Annotated in this window: 16 protein-coding genes and 1 tRNA gene; 10 read left to right on the top strand and 7 right to left on the bottom strand. The window is 62.5% G+C overall.

The features are described 5' to 3' along the window. Window positions 1-207 precede the first annotated feature (207 nt). Window positions 208-1,035: a DUF3105 domain-containing protein gene (locus tag A0W34_RS18855; RefSeq protein WP_003941378.1), complete on the top strand. Its 828-nt coding sequence runs from the start codon at window positions 208-210 to the stop codon at window positions 1,033-1,035. After that, window positions 1,028-1,747: a DUF305 domain-containing protein gene (locus tag A0W34_RS18860; protein WP_047270160.1), complete on the top strand. Its 720-nt coding sequence runs from the start codon at window positions 1,028-1,030 to the stop codon at window positions 1,745-1,747. Before A0W34_RS18855 ends, A0W34_RS18860 begins: the two co-directional genes overlap by 8 nt. 55 nt (window positions 1,748-1,802) lie before the next feature. Here the strand turns inward: A0W34_RS18860 and A0W34_RS18865 are convergent, their stop codons facing one another. Continuing rightward, window positions 1,803-4,172, bottom strand: coding sequence for a phosphoketolase family protein (locus A0W34_RS18865; RefSeq protein ID WP_081558079.1), 2,370 nt, complete (start codon window positions 4,170-4,172; stop codon window positions 1,803-1,805). A gap of 243 nt (window positions 4,173-4,415) precedes the next feature. Between A0W34_RS18865 and A0W34_RS18870 the strand changes: the two genes are divergently transcribed. From A0W34_RS18870 to A0W34_RS18885, 4 genes are all read left to right on the top strand, one after another. Then, window positions 4,416-4,491: transfer RNA gene (locus A0W34_RS18870), tRNA-Arg, on the top strand. Window positions 4,492-4,580: 89 nt separating this feature from the next. Next, window positions 4,581-5,507: a LysR substrate-binding domain-containing protein gene (locus tag A0W34_RS18875; protein WP_042445544.1), complete on the top strand. Its 927-nt coding sequence runs from the start codon at window positions 4,581-4,583 to the stop codon at window positions 5,505-5,507. Between the two features lie 128 nt (window positions 5,508-5,635). Continuing rightward, on the top strand, window positions 5,636-6,964 hold the full coding sequence (locus A0W34_RS18880; RefSeq protein WP_007726181.1) for an MFS transporter: 1,329 nt from the start codon (window positions 5,636-5,638) through the stop codon (window positions 6,962-6,964). A gap of 2 nt (window positions 6,965-6,966) precedes the next feature. Further along, window positions 6,967-8,844, top strand: coding sequence for an FAD-dependent monooxygenase (locus A0W34_RS18885; RefSeq protein ID WP_081558831.1), 1,878 nt, complete (start codon window positions 6,967-6,969; stop codon window positions 8,842-8,844). 73 nt (window positions 8,845-8,917) lie between these two features. On the opposite strand, the gene A0W34_RS18890 is transcribed toward A0W34_RS18885, so the two are convergent. Continuing rightward, the gene (locus A0W34_RS18890) at window positions 8,918-10,447 is read right to left on the bottom strand and encodes an MFS transporter (protein WP_081558080.1); all 1,530 of its coding nucleotides are present in this window, start codon (window positions 10,445-10,447) and stop codon (window positions 8,918-8,920) included. Window positions 10,448-10,532: 85 nt separating this feature from the next. On the opposite strand from A0W34_RS18890, the gene A0W34_RS18895 reads away from it, so the two are divergent. Continuing rightward, window positions 10,533-10,910, top strand: a complete 378-nt coding sequence (locus A0W34_RS18895; protein WP_003941367.1) for a MarR family winged helix-turn-helix transcriptional regulator — start codon at window positions 10,533-10,535, stop codon at window positions 10,908-10,910. Window positions 10,911-11,143: 233 nt separating this feature from the next. Beyond that, window positions 11,144-12,295: a N(5)-(carboxyethyl)ornithine synthase gene (locus tag A0W34_RS18900; RefSeq protein ID WP_007726175.1), complete on the top strand. Its 1,152-nt coding sequence runs from the start codon at window positions 11,144-11,146 to the stop codon at window positions 12,293-12,295. Window positions 12,296-12,304: 9 nt separating this feature from the next. Here A0W34_RS18900 and A0W34_RS18905 read toward each other — a convergent pair whose 3' ends face one another. The 5 genes from A0W34_RS18905 to A0W34_RS18925 all read right to left on the bottom strand — a co-directional run bounded on the left by A0W34_RS18905 (window position 12,305) and on the right by A0W34_RS18925 (window position 17,673). Further along, window positions 12,305-12,676, bottom strand: coding sequence for a nuclear transport factor 2 family protein (locus A0W34_RS18905; RefSeq protein WP_081558081.1), 372 nt, complete (start codon window positions 12,674-12,676; stop codon window positions 12,305-12,307). Then, window positions 12,673-13,827 carry a 3'(2'),5'-bisphosphate nucleotidase CysQ gene (locus A0W34_RS18910; protein ID WP_081558082.1) on the bottom strand — a complete coding sequence of 385 codons (1,155 nt, stop codon included), beginning with the start codon at window positions 13,825-13,827 and terminating at the stop codon, window positions 12,673-12,675. The genes A0W34_RS18905 and A0W34_RS18910 overlap by 4 nt, the downstream gene beginning before the upstream one ends. After that, window positions 13,824-15,668 (bottom strand): adenylyl-sulfate kinase, encoded by a 1,845-nt coding sequence (gene cysC / locus A0W34_RS18915; RefSeq protein ID WP_081558083.1) that lies wholly within the window; start codon window positions 15,666-15,668, stop codon window positions 13,824-13,826. The genes A0W34_RS18910 and cysC overlap by 4 nt, the downstream gene beginning before the upstream one ends. After that, window positions 15,668-16,594, bottom strand: a complete 927-nt coding sequence (cysD, locus tag A0W34_RS18920) for a sulfate adenylyltransferase subunit CysD (protein WP_081558084.1) — start codon at window positions 16,592-16,594, stop codon at window positions 15,668-15,670. The genes cysC and cysD overlap by 1 nt, the downstream gene beginning before the upstream one ends. A gap of 143 nt (window positions 16,595-16,737) precedes the next feature. Continuing rightward, the gene (locus tag A0W34_RS18925; protein ID WP_047270168.1) at window positions 16,738-17,673 is read right to left on the bottom strand and encodes a helix-turn-helix domain-containing protein; all 936 of its coding nucleotides are present in this window, start codon (window positions 17,671-17,673) and stop codon (window positions 16,738-16,740) included. A 116-nt stretch (window positions 17,674-17,789) separates the two neighbouring features. Here A0W34_RS18925 and A0W34_RS18930 point away from each other — a divergent pair, with 116 nt between their 5' ends. Together A0W34_RS18930 and A0W34_RS18935 are read left to right on the top strand one after the other, a co-directional pair. Then, entirely contained in the window at window positions 17,790-18,956 is a 1,167-nt protein-coding gene (locus A0W34_RS18930; RefSeq protein WP_064075259.1) for a hypothetical protein, read from the top strand. 2 nt (window positions 18,957-18,958) lie between these two features. Further along, on the top strand, window positions 18,959-19,741 hold the full coding sequence (locus A0W34_RS18935; RefSeq protein WP_007726165.1) for an SDR family oxidoreductase: 783 nt from the start codon (window positions 18,959-18,961) through the stop codon (window positions 19,739-19,741). Window positions 19,742-19,744 lie beyond the last annotated feature (3 nt).

The following is a 19,744-nucleotide window of genomic DNA, read 5'->3' on the forward strand; positions in this document are numbered from 1 at the left end:
TCCTATTGCCTGCACACCGGAAGTGGAGACTCGCCTCACGCCTCGCTCTCCGTGAACGTGCGCGGGGCCGCTGTGGCGTGTCGCACGCCACTCTCAAAGTTTGCCCTCAGACTCGGAAAGTACAGTGGTAATGCCCGAGCTACCACCGCGTACCTTCATGCGCGGGCGCGCCACACCTCAAGCCCACACACCGAAAGAGCCCAATCGATGCCAAGCGGTTCCGATAGTCGCGGTCCCAACAAGAACTCCGGGGCCAAATCAGCCAAGGCCATCAAGGCCGCCAACAAGAACAGTCGGCCGGCCAAGAAGGGCAAGGGCGGCGTCCCCGCTCCCCGCCAGATCCCCTGGCTGTCGATCGGCGCCGGTGTGGCTGTGCTCGCACTCATCGCCGTGCTCGGTATCAATCTGTGGCCCAAGGTCGAGGAGCGGCAGGCCCTCGAGCCGTACAAGTACAGCTCCGAGAACAAGGATCCGTCCGACAAGATCGACGGCGTCCTCAAGATCGAGTACCCGGCCGGCCAGCACGTCGATTCCACTCAGCGCGTGGCGTACGACCAGACCCCGCCGTTCGGTGGCCCGCACGACGCCACCTGGGCTAACTGCACCGGAACCGTGTACGCCGACCCGATTCGCACCGAGAACGCCGTCCACTCGCTCGAGCACGGCGCCATCTGGATCACGTACAACCCCGATCTCGTCGACCAGGACCAGATCGACAGTCTCGCCGGACGCGTGAACGGCAAGTCCTACATGCTGATGTCGCCGTACCCCGGTCAGAGCAGCCCCATTTCTCTGCAGTCGTGGGGCCATCGCCTCGAGATCGACAAGGCCGACGACGATCGCATCGATCAGTTCATCACTGCGCTGAACCAGAACCCGAACGTCTACCCCGAGGTCGGCGCGAGCTGCACCAACCCGCTGTTCACTCCGTCGACGTCGCCGTTCGATCCGACACCTCCGGGCGCCGACGCCATCCAGATGGACGGCACGGGCGCTACCCCGGCCACCGACGAACAGATTCCCGCCGGTGGATAGTTCGACGAACACCGATCAGTCTTCGAAGCCGAGTCAGCGCACCGCACTGCTGATCATCGGTCTGATCGGCGCGATCGCCGTCGGTTTTGCGCTCGGCGCACTGACCAACCTCCTCGGACCCGATGCGAAGTCGTCACTGACCGTTCCGGCTTCGGATTCGGTGGACGTGGGCTTCGCGCAGGACATGAGCGTGCATCACAGCCAGGCCGTCGACATGGCGTCCATCGCCCTGACGAAGTCCACGGACAACGACGTACGCACGCTGGCGTTCGACATCTTGACCACGCAGCAGAACCAGCTCGGTCAGATGCAGGCGTGGCTGACCATGTGGGATCAGCCGCTGTCCAAGGTGGGCCCGTACATGGAGTGGATGTCGTCGGATTCGGGCTCCGGCCATGGATCGCACGGGACTTCGGCCACGATGGACATGAGTCATTCCGGGCCGGTCGACACCATGCCCGGCATGGCGTCCCCCGAGGACCTTGCGGCTCTCCGCGCAGCGGAAGGTCTGCAACTCGACACCTTGTTCCTGCAGCTGATGCTTCGTCACCACGAAGGTGGGCTTCCGATGATGGAGTACGCAGCAGCCGACGCCACCGAGGGGCCGGTGCGCAGCCTGGCGCAGACGATGGTCAACACGCAGCAGAGCGAGTCCAAGCTGATGACCGACATGTTGGCAGCTCGCGGCGCAATGCCACTGCCCATGAACTGAGCAGAACTGAACTGAGCCGAGAATGTTCAGACCCAACTGGGCCTGGTCCTGAATTTCAGGACCAGGTCCAGTTTTCTACTTCCGGCATGTCTTCGAGGTGCTCGACGATGTAACGCGAGTGCTTTTCGAGTTGTGTGCGGCAGAACTCCGCCAACTCGGACGCCCCGGCCGGCCGACGCTTGGAGCGTCGTAGCGCCTCGATCACCAGGTGGTAGCGGCTCATCTTGTTGAGGACGACCATGTCGAACGGTGTTGTGGTTGTTCCCTGTTCACTGAATCCGCGAACGTGGAAGCGCTCGGGACTCGGACGCCCGTGAATCAGTTCGTGCACGGCACGCGAGTATCCGTGGAATGCGAACACGACGTCGGTCTGCGCGGAGAACAGATCGAGAAAGACCCGCTCCCCGAATCCGTGGGGATGCTCGATGGGCGTCAGCAAGGCCATCAGATCGACGACGTTGACGACGCGGGTGATCAGTTCGGGTGTGTGATCGCGCAGCAACTGTGCAGCAGCCAGGATCTCCTGCGTCGGCACATCTCCCGCGGCGGCCAGGACCACGTCCGGTTCCTGTCCGCGAGCCTCAGTTCCGGCCCATTCCCAGACCGAAGCGCCCGTCGCGCAGTGCTCGTGCGCTTGCTCGAGCGTGAGGTACTGCAGGTGCGGTTGCTTGTCCACGACTATCAGGTTGACGTGGTCGGTACTACGCAGGCAGTGGTCCGAGATCGAGAGCAAGGTGTTGGAATCCGGTGGCAGCCACACGCGGATCACACTGGGTGCCAAGGGAATAACGGCGTCGATCATGCCGGGGCCCTGATGACTGAATCCGTTGTGGTCGTTGCGCCAGCACGTACTGGTCAACAGCACGTTGAGCGAAGCGACGGACGCCCGCCACGGCAGGTCGACGGCATGTTGGAGCCACTTGGCGTGCTGGATGAGCATCGACACGCTCACCATCGCAAATGCTTCGTAGCTCGCGAACATCCCGTGTCGGCCCGACAGCAGATAGCCCTCGAGCCATCCCTCGCAGAGGTGCTCGCTGAGGACCTCCATGACACGACCGTCCGCGGACAGCCCGTCGTCGTAGTCGGTGATCGGCAGTTGCCAGCAGCGATCGGTTGTCTCGAATACGGCGCCGAGGCGATTGCTCGACGTCTCGTCCGGACAGAAGAGTCGGAAGTTCCCGCCGCTGTCCTCGGTTTCCGTGGCGGCGTAGATGTCGCGCAGAAGCTCGCCGAGAACTCGCGTCGTCTCGTGGAAGGTCGAACCCGGGGATTGGATGGGAAGCGCGTACTTTTCGAGCGGCGGCATCGGGAGATCGACGCGAAGTCGTCCACCGTTCGCGTAGGGAGTGCTCCCCATGCGCTTGTCCCCCGTCGGCGAGAGCGCCGCCAGTTCCGCGGCCAGTGATCCGTTGGCGTCAAACAACTCGTCCGGACGGTACGACCGCATCCACTCTTCGAGTTGCCGCAGATGTGATTCGTTGCTTCGCACGCCGGACAACGGCACCTGGTGCGCACGATGTGTGCCCTCGACCAAGATTCCGTCGACGGTGTGTGGACCGGTCCATCCTTTCGGCGTCCGCAACACGATTGCCGGCCACGAACCCGTCCACTCCTCTCCGCGGCGTGCGGCACCCTGCATCTCGCGGATCTTCTCGTACGCCTGCGAGATCGCTTGATACAGCTGAGGAAACACCGCGTCGGGGTCGTCACCGGAGACGACGATCGGCGCCCACCCCTGTCCACCAAGATAGGCCTGGATGTCTTCGTCGCTGCTGCGTCCGTAGACCGTCGGCCCGGCGATCTTGGCACCGTTCACGTGCAGGATCGGCAGCACCGCGCCGTCGCGTCGTGGATTCAGGAACGCCGGGAGCTTCCACGAACCGGACAACGGCCCGGTCTCCGCTTCGCCGTCGCCGATCACACAGGCCACCACGAGGTTCGGATGATCGAAGGCAGCGCCGGCCGCATGGGCAAGGGCGTAGCCGAGCTCGCCGCCTTCGTGGATGCTTCCGGGTGTCTGCACACTCACATGGCTGGGCACTCCGCCGGGAGCGGAGAATCGCCGACACATCCGGTGGATGCCCTCGGCGTCGTCCGAGACTTCAGGATAGATCTCCGAGTACGTTCCCTCGAGATACGTCGACGCGACCAGCGCCGGACCGCCGTGCCCGGGACCGGTCACGTACAGCCAGTCTGCGCCGGTGGCGACGATGTGCCGATTGAGGAGCGTGTAGATCATCGACAAGCCGGGGCTGGTCCCCCAGTGCCCGAGCAGTCGGGGCTTGATGTGCTCGGCACGCAACGGTTCCCGCAGAAGCGTGTTGTCCTTCAGATAGATCTGCGCGACGGTCAGATAGTTGGCCGCTGCCCACCACTTCAGGTCGAGCGCGAGCTGGTCTTCGGAATAGTGGTGATCGGTCATCAACGACTCCCGTACCTCACGAGGGTGCCCGAGCAGTCCGCCCGAGCCTGTGCTCAGAGCCGAGCCTAGGCGTAAAAAGCATCCGAGTCAGTCGGTACAGATGATTCGACGACCATGGTCCCCGGCCGCATCCTCGACTACCTCCCGCGACGACGCCATGCCGAGGCGGGTGCCGGTTTGGTCTTGTCCCCCCGTGATGCGCTACGCTAACGCAGCCCAATCGGCACACCGAGTATTCGGTGCGCCCCCGTAGCTCAGGGGATAGAGCGTTCGCCTCCGGAGCGAAAGGTCGCAGGTTCGAATCCTGCCGGGGGCACCACGAAGACGCAGGTCAGCGATTGATCGTCGACCTCTTCACGGTGCCACACCAAAATATTCAGGGCAATCTACCCGACTACTGTCGATCTCATGCCTCGCATCGATCCTGCTCCCACGTACACGATGCGTCAGCTGGCCGCGTTTGTCGCGGTAGCCGAGACCGGAACGATCAGTGCCGCGGCCGAGCGCCTGCACCTCTCTCCTTCCGCCCTGTCCGCGGCGCTCACCGAACTCGAACGCGCGCTCAAAGTTCAACTGTGCGTTCGCCGTCGCTCATTCGGCATTCAACTCACCCGCACCGGTGAAGCGGTTCTGGTGCGCGCCCGGGCGCTACTTCAGCAAGCCGGGGAACTCGAATCCGATGCGCTCGGAACCGGCGGAAGCGTGTCGGGGCCCATAGCGATCGGCTGTTATCCCGCTCTGGGGCCGACGGTGTTGCCGTCGATGATCGCCGGGTTCACCCGTGAGAATCCTGACGCGCAGGTGGAGTTCCGCGAGGACACTCAGAATCGGCTCCAGACACATCTCGAGAACGGCGAGTTGGACCTCGCGATCGCTTACGACCTGGACCTGTCTCCACAATTGCGCACAGTTCCGTTGGCCATCCGCGAACCCTTGATCGTCCTGGGTGCAGAACACCCACTCGCGCGGTCCGAGCGACCGATCCATCTTCCGGACCTCGCGGAACACCCGATGGTTCTCCTCGACGCGCCGCCGAGCACCAAACACGCGCTCGACGTCTGTCGCGCAGGCGGATTCGCCCCGAAGGTTGCCTACAGAACTGCGAACTTCGAGACGGCGAGGGCATTTGTCGGCCGTGGCCTCGGCTGGACGCTGCTACTCCAGCGGCCCAAGATCGACGTCACGTACGAGGGGCTCGAGGTGGTCGTCAAGACCATCGCTTCCCCCGCAGTGCCGTCGGTGCACGTAGTTCTCGCTTGGCACCAGAACACTCGCCTCAGCCGCGTCGCACGCGCTTTCATAGAATTCGTTTCACCCTCAGAACCTGCCCAATAGTCCCGCTACCAGGCAGCGGAGCTGGTTCCACGTATTTTCCGTGCAAGAACCTCCAATTCTTTCGCTTTTCAATTGTTGTGGCGCACGTCATTGTTTCTTCAAGCCACATTCATCTCGAAAGGCACTTCATGACCTCCATCGCCTCACCGACCGCAACGCGCGCCGCCGCGACGGTCAAGGCGCGTAAGGCCGCCCTCGGCAGCTTTGTCGGCACCGCCATCGAGTGGTACGACTTCTTCATCTACGGCACCGCCGCCGCACTCGTGCTCGGCAAGCAGTTCTTCCCCGGCACGTCCGATCTGGCCGGCACCCTCGCCGCCTTCGCCACCCTCGCCGTCGGATTCGTCGCGCGTCCCATCGGCGGAATCGTGATGGGCCACTTCGGCGACCGCATCGGACGCAAATCCATGTTGGTCACCTCGTTGATGCTGATGGGCTGCGCCACCGTTGCCATCGGGCTGCTACCCAACTACGCCGCTATCGGCGTCTTTGCCCCCATACTCCTGGTGACCTTGCGATTCGTTCAGGGACTCGGTGTCGGCGGCGAGTGGGGCGGCGCAGTTCTGGTCGCCACCGAAAACGCACCCGAGGGCAGGAAGGGGCTGTACGGCAGCGCACCACAAATCGGTGTTCCCGCAGGCGTACTGGTGGCCAATCTCGTCTATCTCCCCCTCGCCGCCTTCATGGACGACGATGCATTCAACTCCTGGGGATGGCGAATCCCGTTCCTGCTCAGCGCAGTTCTGGTGGGCGTTGCGATGTGGATCCGTCTCGGCCTCGAGGAAAGTGACGAGTTCACCGCGTCGAAGTCCGAGGCACCGGCGGAGTCCATGCCGATTCTCGAGGTTCTCACCAGACACTGGAAGACTGTGCTCCTCGCCGGTGGAACCTTCATCGCCACCAACGGAATCGCGTACGCGTACATGGTTTACGTCCTCAAGTACGGCGAGACCGAACTCGGCTTCAGCAAGACCACGATGCTCTTTCTTCTCATCGCATCCTGCCCGTTCTGGATGGCGGGAATGGCTTTCAGCGCTCACAAGTCGGACACTCTCGGACGCCGGACCGTCTACATCCGCAGTTCGATCACCCTGGTAGTGGCGGCAGCGGTGTTCTTTCCGCTGATCGACACAGCGATCGTTCCGGTGATGCTCGTATCGATGATCGCCCTCGGCTTCACGCTCGGCTGCTGCGCCGGCCCACAAGCGGCACTGTTCGCCGAATTGTTTCCCGCACACATCCGCTACAGCGGAGCGTCACTCGGCTACCAGATCGGCGCAATCCTCGGCGGCGGTCTGGCCCCGATGATCGCCACCGCGCTCTACGCCGCCTTCGACACCTCGTTCGCCATCACCGCCTACTTCGTGATCATTGCCGTGATCAGCCTGGTTTCCATCCTGCTGCTCCCGGAACCTCAATTGATCCCGAAAAACACTGCCGCACAGAAAGCCTCGTGACCATGTCGACCTACTTTCATCCGAAGAAGTACGCACCCGAGGACTTCGCCTCCCTGGCGCCTTCGGCCGACGCACTTCCCGTCGTGATCGTCGGAGCCGGCCCCGTCGGCATGGGCGTAGCCATGGGCTTGGCGCAGCGCGGCATTGCCGTCACGATTCTCGAAGCGGCCGATCAGGTCTCGTTCGGCAGTCGCGCGATCTGCGTGTCACGCCACAGCCTCGAAGTTGCCGAACGCCTCGGCTTCGGTGCCGAGCTCGAAGACCTCGTTCTGCCGTGGGTGGGTGGTCGGAGTTACTACCGCGATCAGGAAGTACTGCAGTTCCGCATGGCATCCGCCGAGCACGACGCGCGTGGACCCATGGTCAACGTCTCGCAATCCGAGTTCGAGCAGATCATGACCGACAAGCTGCTCGCTCACCCACTGGTGAACTTCCACTGGTCGTCGTCGATCGCCGGCATCTCCGTCGGTGACAACGAGGTGACTCTGACCGTCGACACCGCGTTCGGAACCCGCGAACTGCGCGCGGCGTGGGTCGTTGCCGCCGATGGTGGACGCAGCAAGATGCGCGAACTCAGCGGAATCCGCTTGCAGGGCAACAGCTACGAGGGCAACTACGTCATTGCCGACATTCATTGGGAATCGGAACTCCCGGCCGAGCGTCTGGTGTGGTTCGACGCACCCAGCAACCCGGGGTCCACGATCATCATGCATCGCCAACCACGGGACATCTGGCGCATCGACTACCAGCTCGACGCCTCGGACGATCCGGAAGCGGAGACGCAAGAAGATCGCATCCGTGACCGCATCACGCGTCACCTCGAATGGCTCCAGAGCGACATCCCCTGGACCCTGGAATGGTTCGGCTTCTACCGCGCCCACGCACTCGCTCTGGAAGATTTCACTCACGGCCGTGTGCTTTTTGCCGGCGACGCCGCGCATCTCGTTCCGATCTTCGGTGTTCGCGGCCTGAACTCGGGCATGGAAGACGCCGAGACCTTGGTGTGGCAACTAGCCGCCGTCATCAACGGAGCTGCCGATTCCACCATCCTCGACGCGTATTCGAAGGAACGTCGCAGCGCGTGGCAGCAGAACGTCGACAACGCAGGCAAGTCGACGCTCATCATGTCGCCGGGAAGTCACGGCTACCGGACCACCCGCGATGCCGTACTCGAACTCGCCACCAAGCGAAGCGAATTCGCGCACCTCATCAACCCGCGCCAGTCGAGTGCGACGCACGCCCGGCTCTCCCCGCTGACGTGGCCGACAGCTGCGGGCGCCGAGGGCGTACTACCCGGCGATCCGTTGGAAGACAGGGTCGTCCAGGTCTCGGCGGACGGTTCATCTACCTCCTTGAACAGTCTGCGCGGTACTGGATTCGGCCTGCTGGCTTTCGGACTGTCAGCTGAGCTGGTATCCGAACTCGACACGCAAGCCGAAATCCTTGCTCAGGCCCTTGCACCGGAAACCGTACGCGTGATCACCGTGGGAACTACCGACTCCACGGTTCCCGATGCCGAAGGCAATCTCGCATCTGCCCTCGGCGCTCGTGTCGGCGAGATCTTCGTGATTCGGCCCGACGGATTGGTGCTGTGCCGCATCAGCGATCCCACGCAATTGAACGACTTGGCCAAACACCTCACCGCCGGCACTGCGCCGACGCACTTCGAAACGGCACAGTCGGCGACAACTGCGGTGGTCGACGACGAGGGCCACCGCGAACACGTCTGGTTGGCACTGTCGAACGCACTGGATCAGGCTGATCCGTCCGACCGCGAAGCCATGTTGGTGCGCCTTGCCTTGATTCTCGGTTCGCAAGCTACGTCGACGACCTTCGACGTAGCACTGAAAGACGCTGCCCTGAAATCTGCCACGCGATAGTTCAGACACAGCAACTCGGCCGCGCAGGATTGTCCCCTACGCGGCCGAGCGCATTCGCGGATAAAGCGAGTATTTAGTTGACCTCGGCCAATTCCTTTTCTTCCTCAGCGCGCATTTCACGCACGGATCTTTCCCGCTGCGACCTTCCACGTACCAGCGGCGAGACGGTGATCGCCAAGCCCACCAGCGCGACCCCGGTGACCAGGATCAGTCCGGGATGGAACTGCTCGAATCCGGCGGTACCGGCGCCGGACGCGGTGTGCGATCCAGCGGTCACGAGGGCAGTGGTCAGAGCGAGCACGAGCGCCGCACCGACCTGAGCGGAGGTGTTCACCAGCCCGGACGCCAAACCCTGCTCCGAGTCGTCGACACCCGAGGTGGCCTGGGCCATGATCGAGGTGTACCCCAGCGCGAATCCGAGTCCGAGCAGGATGACGCTCGGCAGAATCGCCACGACGTACGACGGTGAATCGCTGCCCGCGAAGAGGAACCAGAGGTACCCGACGCTGAGCGAGGTCAGTGCCGCGATGATGAGCTTGGCACTGCCGTACAGGTCGACCAGCCGTCCGACGAACGGTGATCCGAAGGCGACGATGATGCCCGCGGGGAGCAGTGCCATCGCCATCTTCAGGGGCGACCAGCCGAGGGCCGACTGCAGGAAGATCGTCATCATGAACTGGAAGCTCAGGTAGGAACCGAAGAGCGCGATGATGGCCAGATTCGCACGAACGATAGTGCCGACGCGCAGAAGCCCAAGTCGCACAAGCGGATGCGCCACCTTCTTCTCCACGAAGAGGAACGTCGCCAGAAGCACGGCTGCGACGGCGAACGAACCCAGCGTCATCGGGTGTGCCCATCCACGGGTCGGAGCCGAAACCATCGTGTACACCGTGAGAAGCATTCCCGTCACCAGGGTGACGGCGCCGACGAGATCGTGTCCCCCGGTATCTGCGGGACGGTCCCGCGGAATGAGGAAGTACCCACCGATCAGCGCGATGACGGCAAACGGAACCGGCATCAGGAACGTGAATCGCCAACCGGCACTGGTCAACAGCCCACCGAGGATCAGACCGGACGAGTAACCACTGGCGCCGAACACGGAGAACACCGACAGCGCACGGTTACGGGCCGGACCTTCCTTGAACGTCGTGGTGAGAATGGACATTGCGGTCGGAGCGGTGAAGGCCGCAGCCAATCCCTTCACGAATCGTGATGCGATCAGCAGTGTTCCGTTGTCGACAAGGCCACCGACCAGCGAGGCGATTGCGAACACGGTCAGTGCGATCAGGAAGACCTTCCTGCGCCCGAGAAGATCGGCGGTACGTCCACCGAGTAGCAACAGGCCGCCGAATCCGAGGACGTAGCCGTTGATGATCCACTGCAGCGAGGTAGTGGACAGGCCCAGTTCATTGCCGATGGACGGAAGCGCGACGCCCACCATCGACACATCGAGACCGTCGAGGAACAACACGAGGCAGAGAACCGCGAGGATGCCCCACAGCTTGAGGGACCAGCCCTCCCCTGTGGCCGGATCCGAGGATTCCGTAGAAACCGGGGCGTCCGGCGAATCGAATGGTTTGAGTGTCGAGTCTGTGCAAGTCACGTCAGCGAGAATAGATGCACATGCACATAATGCACAAGCATTTAATGCAATTGCACGTAATCGAGTCTTCAACTAGAATGCGGTCGTGACGTCGGAATCCGAATTGCGCAACACCTGGCGCTCGCTGTCGACCAGCTACAACGACATCGCGTGCGAACTCGATCGCCAGATGCAGTCGGCGCATGGGCTGAGCATGAGCGACTTCGAGGCTCTCGACCGACTCATGGACGCCACGTGCGAACGTCCACGCATGCAGGAGCTTGCCTCGGAGATGTACCTGAGTCCCAGCGCGCTCTCCCGTAGCGTGGCCCGTCTCGAGAAGGCCGGACTGGTTCAGCGAGCACTGTGCGAGGCCGACCGGCGCGGAGTCTTCGTCGACGTCACCGACAAAGGACGTCAGGTACACGCGGACGCCAGCAAAATCCAACTGGCCGTACTGGATTCACGCCTGCGCGAGCAGTAGCCACACGTCAGCGGAGCACAACACAGCGCCCGGCCACCGGGCGAGGGCCGTTCCGGACTAGACTGAGCACATACCGACGCGCCTTTCTGTTGCCGTCGGCGATCGACAGCAGCGCAGCCAGCACGCTTTCACGCGGTCCTGGCCGAGGCAATCTGCCAGCGTTCCTGCGGCTTCTGCTAGTCCCTCAGGCTCCTGCCTGACATCTCTACCTGCTCCTATCGAGAGATACACAATTGAACAACGCACGCACCCTTGGAGTCATCGGACAGTCGAGCAAACCGGCAGAACGCCGGTTGCCGATCCATCCTGCGCATTTCGATCGCATCGATGCCGAACTACGTTCTCGGATCTACCTCGAAGAAGGCTACGGCCACCCCTTCGGCTACTCCGACGACTACCTCTCGCGCCTCGTTGCCGGAATCCGCACGCGCAAGCAGATTTTGGCGGAAACCGATGTGGTTCTGCTACCGAAGCCGTTGGTGCGTGACCTCGCCGAACTACGATCAGGTCAGGTTCTCTGGGGCTGGCCGCACTGTGTCCAGGACACCGAACTGACACAGATCGCGATCGACAAGAAACTGACTCTCATCGCCTTCGAGGCCATGAACTTCTGGCACAGCGACGGATCGTTCAATCTGCATGTGTTCCACAAGAACAACGAGCTCGCCGGTTATTGCTCGGTACTGCACGCCCTGCAGTTGATCGGTTCCACCGGTGATTACGGCCGGCGTCTCACCGCTGCCGTGATCGGTTTCGGAGCCACTGCACGCGGCGCGGTCACAGCACTCAAGGCGCACGGTATCCACGAAGTGGACGTCCTCACCCAGCGTGGAGTCACCGCGGTCAGCTCCCCCATCCACTCGGCGCGCATGGTCTCGTTCGACAACAACAACGGTGACGTCCGTGGCAGCCACGTCATGCTCGACAACCACAGCGTGCCGGTGCCCGGCTTCTTGGCCGAGCACGACATCGTCGTCAACTGCGTACTGCAGAACACGGACGCCCCACTGACGTTCCTGACCGAGGAAGATCTCATGGACTTCCAACCGGGAAGCCTCATCGTCGACGTCTCGTGCGACGAAGGCATGGGGTTCAGCTGGGCTCGTCCCACCTCGTTCGCGGATCCGACCTTCATCGTCGGTGACAACATCACTTACTACGGCGTCGATCACAGCCCGTCGTACCTGTGGAACTCCGCGTCGTGGGAGATCAGCGAATCACTTCTTCCCTACCTGCCCACTGTGATGGCAGGAGAGACGGCCTGGAAGGCAGACGAGACCGTCGATCGGGCCATCGAAATCCGGGACGGCGTCATCGTGAATCCCGCCATCACACGTTTCCAGCACCGCTCGTCGGACTACCCGCACGCTGTCATCGCGGAGTAGGCGCCCCGATCAGGCCTGGCCGGCTGCCGCATTGATCGGTGCCATGTCGAAATAGTCGCGCCAGGCTTTGATCTTTCCGTCCTCGACTTCGAACACCCCCATGACCGGGAGCGCTACCTCGGCGCCGTTGACGGTGAAGACGTCGACGCGCTCGTTCATGACGGTGTTGCCGTCCGCGACCTGACGCTTGATCTGAAAGTCGATGTTGCCGAAGGCACCGACAAACTGCTCGATGAACGCCCGGACGGCCTCGCGACCGACCACGGGCTCCATCGGGATGTTGTGATAAACGACGTCATCGGTGAAGTACTCGACAATTTTCGCGACATCGGCATTTGCCCACAGTGCGCAGAATTCGGTGACCAGCTTGTCCGGTGTCATTGTGTGCCAGCCTCTTTCGAATCGTCTCCGTGGGGTTCGATGATTGCCATGATGCTTTCGATCTCACCTGCCGGTATCCCGAAGTACTCGGTCACGAAAACCGTGACGGCCGGTGCCTGGCCAGGTGTTCCGAGGTCGAGCAGATACCGGGCTACGACGCTCTCGCCCCACTCACGCAGCGCGAGTTCACGTATCGCCACGATTCCGCGATATTGCTGGCCTTGTTCGAGCTCGTTGCTGATGAATGCGCCGCTGTCACCGGTTCGCTGACCGTTCTCGACCCGCCAGGCGTCGGCGGCGAAGCGGACCTTCGTTGCGTCATGAGTGAGCAATGCGTTCACGTATTCACGCGCCATGGCGACGCGTCCGCTTACCGCAGACTCCGTGGAGTGCTTGGCAATTGCGCCCAGGATCGACTCCGACAACTCCGGTCGGCAGATCACGAGATCCGGCAGGTACGGATGCGATTCGTTGTAGAGCAGCGGCGAACCGTCGATGCGGCTGCAATACAGTCCCGCCGCCTGTGCGACGCCGACGGGTGCAGCCGAATCCCATTCCCACTGCCCACCGGCGTGCAGGTACGCGTCGACCTCGCCGCGCACCACCGCCATCGCCTTGGCGCCGGCCGATCCCATGTGCACCACGTCGGCGCCGAGTTCGGCTGCCACCGCTTCGGTGAATGCGGGTGGTCGCGATCCGCTGACTACTACGCGGAGCGGCGAGTTGGCGGCAACCGACGCTGCCTCGTCGCCACTGGAGTACACCGCTCCGAGCGCCGGCTGAGCAACCGCGGCTGCGGTAATTCCGCGACCGCGCTCCCAAAGCGCCACGTGCACTGCCCAATCCGCATGATTCGGCAAGCCGTATTCCTTGGAGCCGTCCAGCGGATCGATGATCCAGACCCGAGCTGCATCCAGACGACTGCGATCGTCGGCAGATTCCTCAGAGAGCACGGCATCGCCCGGCCGCTCGGCAGCCAACCGGTCGAGGATGTAGGAATCGGCGGCCTTGTCGCCCCGGCGGCCCAGTTCACGACCGTCGTCAACACCCAGCCCCTCGGCTCGGATCCCCAGGAGGATCGCACCGGCGGCCTGCGCCAATTCCGCCGCGAGTGCCTCGTCGGCGATTCTGCTGTGTGTGGATTCGCTCACCGGTCCAACACTTCCATAATTCGCAGCGCAAGTTCGGTAGGCGTTCCGTCTTCGGGTCTGATCACCAGCTCGGGACTTGTCGGAGCTTCGTAGGGATCGTCGACTCCGGTGAATCCCGTGATTTCCCCGGCCCTGGCCTTGGCGTACATGCCCTTGGGGTCTCGGGCTTCACATTGCTCGATCGGGGTGTCGACGTAGACCTCGACGAACTTCAGCCCGGCGGCCTCGTGCGCCGCCCGCACTCGATCACGATCTTCGCGGTACGGGCTGATCAGGCAGGCCACTGCCACTGCACCTGAATCAGCGAACAACTGCGCCACCGAGCCGACTCGGCGGACGTTCTCGGCGCGGTCATCGGCACTGAATCCCAGATCCGCGTTCAATCCGTGCCGGAGGTTGTCGCCGTCGAGGCGGTACGCCGGGATACCCGCGGCCACCAACCGCCGCTCGAGTTCCACCGCGATCGTCGACTTACCCGAGGCCGAGAGACCGGTGAGCCAGACGGTGGCGCCGGCAGTCGCACGTTCCTCGCGAGAAACCTCCGAACTGTGCCAGACGACGCGCGATTCCTTGAGTGTCGGACCATTGATCATTCCGGCGGCGACGGTATTGCCCGTGGTCTCGTCCACGAGAATGAAGCTGCCCGTCACGCGGTTGCGGCGGTAGGGATCGAACATCAACGGCTGCTGCGTCTTGATCGAGATGCGGCCGATCTCGTTGAGGGACAGAGATTCTGCCTTCTCGTCGCGGTGCAGAGAATTGACGTCCAGCCGGTAGTCGAGCTTGACGATCTGCGCTTTCGTGGAGCGCGTGGTGTGCAGCAACGAGTAGCGATTGTTCTCCGACAGAGTTGTCTGTTCGGTCAACCAACAGACCATCGCATCGATTTCCTGCCCGACCTGCGGCCGGTTGTTGAGCCGACACAATTGGTCCCCGCGGCTGACGTCGAGGTCGTCGGTCAGCTCGATGCATACGGCCGAGGGCGCAAACGCTTCGTCGATCACGTCACCGCCCGGCCCGTGGACTGCCTTCACCGTCGAGGTGAATCCTGAAGGCAAAGCCACGATTTCGTCGCCGGGCTTGAAGACGCCACTGGCCACCGTTCCGGCGTATCCACGGAAATCGTGGAGGTCGGCGTCGGTCTGCTTCTGCGGACGGATCACGTACTGCACCGGGAAACGCGCGTCGATCAAATTGCGATCCGACGCGATGTGCACCTGCTCGAGATGGTGCAGCAGAGAAGGCCCGTCGTACCAGGACATGTTCTCGGTCCGGGCAACGATGTTGTCCCCCAACAGCGCCGAGACCGGAATGAACGTCAGGTCGTGGACGTCCAGTTTGATCGCGAACTGTCGGAATTCTTCCTTGATCTCCTCGAACCGTTCCTGAGACCAGCCCACCAGGTCCATTTTGTTCACACACAGCACGAGGTGGGGTATCCCCAGGAGAGTGGACAAGAAGGCGTGCCGCCGCGTCTGTTCGAGCACCCCTTTGCGAGCATCCACCAGGATCAGGGCAAGATCGGCCGTCGACGCGCCGGTCACCATGTTGCGGGTGTACTGCTCGTGCCCGGGAGTGTCCGCGATGATGAACTTCCGTTGAGGGGTCGCGAAATACCGGTGGGCCACGTCGATCGTGATGCCCTGTTCACGCTCGGCGCGCAATCCGTCGGTCAGTAGCGCGAGGTTGGCGTACTCGTCGCCGCGTTCTCGGCTGCTCCGTTCCACGGCCTCGAGTTGGTCCTCGAAGATCGACTTGGAGTCGTAGAGCAAGCGGCCGATGAGTGTCGATTTTCCGTCGTCGACACTGCCCGCTGTAGCGACTCTCAGCAGTTGCGGCATCAGAAGTACCCCTCTTTCTTACGATCTTCCATGCCAGCTTCGGAAATCCGGTCATCAGCTCTGGTTGCGCCACGCTCCGTGATACGGCTCGCCGCAACTTCTTCCACGACAGCGCCCGGTGTTTCGGCCGACGATTCGACACATCCGGTACACGTTGCGTCGCCGACCGTACGGAAGCGCACCAACGCCTCGTAGGACTCTTCGCCGGCGCGAAGCTCGAGGAAACGGGTGCGTGCCAACAACATTCCGTCGCGTGGAACCACCTCGCGACGATGGGCGTAGTAGATGCCGGGGAGGTCGATCTGCTCGCTCTCGATGTACTGCCAGATGTCGAGCTCTGTCCAGTTCGAGAGCGGGAAGATCCGAATATGTTCGCCCTTACGGTGTTTGCCGTTGTACAGGTTCCACAGTTCAGGTCGCTGCACCTTCGGATCCCACTGCCCGAATTCGTCCCGGAAGCTGAACACCCTCTCTTTGGCGCGCGCCTTCTCCTCGTCTCGGCGAGCACCACCGAATACGGCGTCGAACTTGTTGTCGCGAATTCCGCGCAGCAACGCGTGCGTCTGCAGGCGATTGCGACTGGAACCGACTCCGGTGTCCTCGATGACGCGTCCGGCGTCGATGTCGTCCTGCACGCTGGAGACGACAAGACGCAGGTTGAAGCGATCGACCGTCTGGTCGCGGAATTCGATCACCTCGTCGAAATTGTGACCGGTGTCGACGTGCATCACAGCGAACGGCAGTGGGGCAGGCCAGAATGCCTTGGCCGCTACGTGCAGCATCACGACGGAATCCTTACCTCCGGAGAACAGGAGGACCGGCTTTTCGAAAGTCGCTGCGACTTCGCGGAAAATATGGACCGCCTCCGCTTCGAGTGCTCGCAGATGCGACAACTCGTAGGCGAGCGGGGTCTGGAGTGTTGCCATGTCTTTCGCTCCTGAGCATCACGTACTCCGTGCGGAACACCATTTCCGCATCGGTACATTTATGTACCGGACTGGTTCTAAATTGAACGCAATCACAGAATAGAACTCGTTCTACCCAAAGGTCAATGACCGGCAATAAGACGTCACAGACCGCGAACCGGACTCCTGCCACCAACTTCCGCCGTCACCGCATCCGCCGCCGCAACCAGCACCGCGGCGCGGCGCTCGATCTCGGCGCCCGTGATCGCCCCACCCACATAAAGTGTCAGCACAAGGGCCTGATGCCCCTCGGCGTCGTAGGTCGGGGCCGCGATGAGACTGACGGGATGCTCGTCGTCAGAGCTGATGTCGCGCCCGAGATACACCCTCTCGCCCAGGCTCGACACCATCTCACCGAGCAGTTCACGCACCTCCGGCGGAAGATCGTGCGTCGCAACGCCCGCCATCAGCGTGTGCAGTCGCTGCCCGACGGGATCCAGACTCTCGACCAGATACCCCGCAGCCCGACACTCGCGGACCACGTTCCACAGACGCTCGCGATCCAAGCGCACCGGCAGGCTCGGCTCTTTGCTCAGCCAACTGTCCATGTCGTGATCCGAACCCCAGAGGACGTACATCAGCCCGACCGGCGGAGCGAACGGGTACACCTGACCGACCTTGGCAGCGCGACGCGCGCCGATCGGTCCGGTCACTTCGAGAACGCTGATCTGATCACCGATCACACCGGACGCCGTGCACGTCGTCCCGAACTCCGTGCTCACTTTCTCCAGATGGGTGCGGGCAATGGGTCCGACGGCAAATCCTCGCTGAGCTGCACGTCCGGCCGCGATCAAGGCCGGACCGAGCCCATAGGTCTTCGACACCTCGTCCCGAGTCAGGTATCCACGATCAGCCAGCGCCGTGAGGATTCCCAAGCAGGTGGGCTTGCTGATCTCGAGCGCGCGGGCCAGTTCCGACAGCCCGAACCGCTGATCAGGGCGGCCGACGAGGTAGTCGAGCACCTGAACCACCCGTTCGGTGGGAGGCGATTGTCTCCCCCTCGGGCGTCCCTCTTCAGGCGTCTTCTCCGGTCCACCCATTGACCACTCCCTAGAACGCGTTCTATTGTCGAAATACCCAACATCTACCAAATAGGTACATATTTGTACCACGACGCTCTGGACCGGCGACATAGTCGGAACTGTGAGGAGCCAGCGTGCTGACGGACCCGTTTGCCGAGGCGATCGCCGAAGCCGAGAAATTGATCGAGACTGCGCCGCACATCAGATCCGAACAGGATCTACTGGAGGGATACCAATATCTGGCCGGCGGAATCATCGCGACGACGCATGCCGCCTGGGCCGGCGAAAAGACCCATCCGAGTTTCATCCAGGGCACCGGACCATTCACCAAGATGGGCCTCGACAACCCCGACACTCTGTACTTCGGCGCCCGAATCAACGACGACAAGGAATACAAGGTCACCGGAAAGCGCGGCACCACAGCCGATCTCAGCTTCCAAGTGTTGAGTGGGAACTACACCAACTCGAACGTTCCCGGCAGCGAAATCGCCTTCGACGACCGCGAGCTGGAGATAGACGACGACGGTAACTTCGTCGCTTGGTTCGGCCCCGGCCCTGCCGACGGCCGAGCCAACTACTACACCCTGGCGCCCGGATCCTCGCAGCTGGTCGTTCGCGAGGTCTACAGCGACTGGAGTCAGCAGCGCGGTGTGATCCGCATCGAGCGCACCGATTCGATCGGGATCGCGCCGCCACCTCTCACCGCCGAAGAGACCGAGAAGCGTTACGCCCGGGCTGGGAAGGCACTGGTCACGCGGGTCAAGACGTGGCTCCAGTTCCCGGAGTGGTTCTACCTCAAGCTCACGGTCAACACCATGACCGAACCACGCCTGACACCGGGCGGGCTGGCAACGCAGTACTCGTCGGTGGGACATTACGAACTCACCGACGAGCAGGCGATGATCATCACCGTTCCCGCCTCCGACGCACCGTATCTCGGCTTCCAACTGGGGAGCCTCTGGTACATCTCACTGGACTACGTCAATCATCAGACCTCCCTCAACAACGGCCAGGCACAGGTCGATCCGGACGGGATGGTTCGAATGGTGGTCAGCGAGAAGAACCCCGGTGTCACCAACTGGATCGAAACCGTCGGACATCCGCGCGGCATTCTGCAGTTCCGTTGGCAGCGCGTGTCCCGCGAGCTGACGCCGCAGGACGGTCCCACCGTCGAAATCGTCGCCGTCGCAGATATTGCGAAGCACCTGCCGCATTTCGACACCAACGCCATCACCGCCGAGGACTGGGCAGCACGAATTGCCCAGCGCCAGGCCGCCATCGACAACCGAATGCTGGGGTAATCATGACCGCCTTGCTCGAAGACCGTGTAGTAGTCATCTCCGGAGTCGGCCCGGCACTCGGCCGCGCTCTGGCCCTTCGATGTGCGTCGGCCGGCGCGAGTCTTGTTCTCGCAGCACGTACGCAATCGCGACTCGACGACGTTGCGAAGGAAATAGTCGATGCCGGTGGGCGCGCCGTCACCGTTGCCACCGACATCACCGACCAGGCTTCCGCCGAGAATCTGGTGGCCGAGTCCATTGCCGCCTACGGCAAAGTGGACACTCTGATCAACAATGCATTCTCGATTCCGTCGATGAAACCGTTGGCTCGCACCGATTACCAGCACATCCGCGACAGCATCGAACTGACCGTACTGGGTGCGTTGCGCCTGACTCAGCTGTTCACGCCGGCACTTGCCGAGTCGGACGGCTCCGTGGTGAACATCAATTCGATGGTGTTGCGGCATTCGCAAGAGCGTTACGGCAGCTACAAGATGGCGAAGTCGGCCCTGCTCGCCATGTCGCAGTCCCTGGCCACCGAACTCGGCCCGCAGGGAATTCGTGTCAATTCGATTGCACCCGGCTATATCTGGGGTGACACCCTCAAGGGATACTTCGCGCACCAGGCGGAGAAGTTCGGCATGACTGTCGAGCAGATCTACGAGCACACTGCGTCGAACACCGACCTCAAGCGCCTGCCGACGACGGATGAAGTATCCGATGCGGCGATCTTCCTGGCGTCCCCGATGGCCAGCGCGATCACCGGCCAATGCATCGACGTCAACTGCGGCGAATTCCATCACTAGGAG

This window comes from Rhodococcus sp. BH4, assembly GCF_002079265.1.
In the GTDB taxonomy this organism is placed as follows: Bacteria; Actinomycetota; Actinomycetes; order Mycobacteriales; family Mycobacteriaceae; genus Rhodococcus_F; species Rhodococcus_F qingshengii.

Coding starts and splice junctions, on each gene's coding strand:
- cysD (WP_081558084.1), bottom strand. CDS start 16,594: ATGGCAACACTCCAGACCCCGCTCGCCTACGAGTTGTCGCATCTGCGA.
- A0W34_RS18925 (WP_047270168.1), bottom strand. CDS start 17,673: ATGGGTGGACCGGAGAAGACGCCTGAAGAGGGACGCCCGAGGGGGAGA.
- A0W34_RS18905 (WP_081558081.1), bottom strand. CDS start 12,676: ATGACACCGGACAAGCTGGTCACCGAATTCTGCGCACTGTGGGCAAAT.
- A0W34_RS18865 (WP_081558079.1), bottom strand. CDS start 4,172: ATGACCGATCACCACTATTCCGAAGACCAGCTCGCGCTCGACCTGAAG.
- cysC (WP_081558083.1), bottom strand. CDS start 15,668: ATGCCGCAACTGCTGAGAGTCGCTACAGCGGGCAGTGTCGACGACGGA.
- A0W34_RS18885 (WP_081558831.1), top strand. CDS start 6,967: ATGTCGACCTACTTTCATCCGAAGAAGTACGCACCCGAGGACTTCGCC.
- A0W34_RS18855 (WP_003941378.1), top strand. CDS start 208: ATGCCAAGCGGTTCCGATAGTCGCGGTCCCAACAAGAACTCCGGGGCC.
- A0W34_RS18935 (WP_007726165.1), top strand. CDS start 18,959: ATGACCGCCTTGCTCGAAGACCGTGTAGTAGTCATCTCCGGAGTCGGC.
- A0W34_RS18880 (WP_007726181.1), top strand. CDS start 5,636: ATGACCTCCATCGCCTCACCGACCGCAACGCGCGCCGCCGCGACGGTC.
- A0W34_RS18875 (WP_042445544.1), top strand. CDS start 4,581: ATGCCTCGCATCGATCCTGCTCCCACGTACACGATGCGTCAGCTGGCC.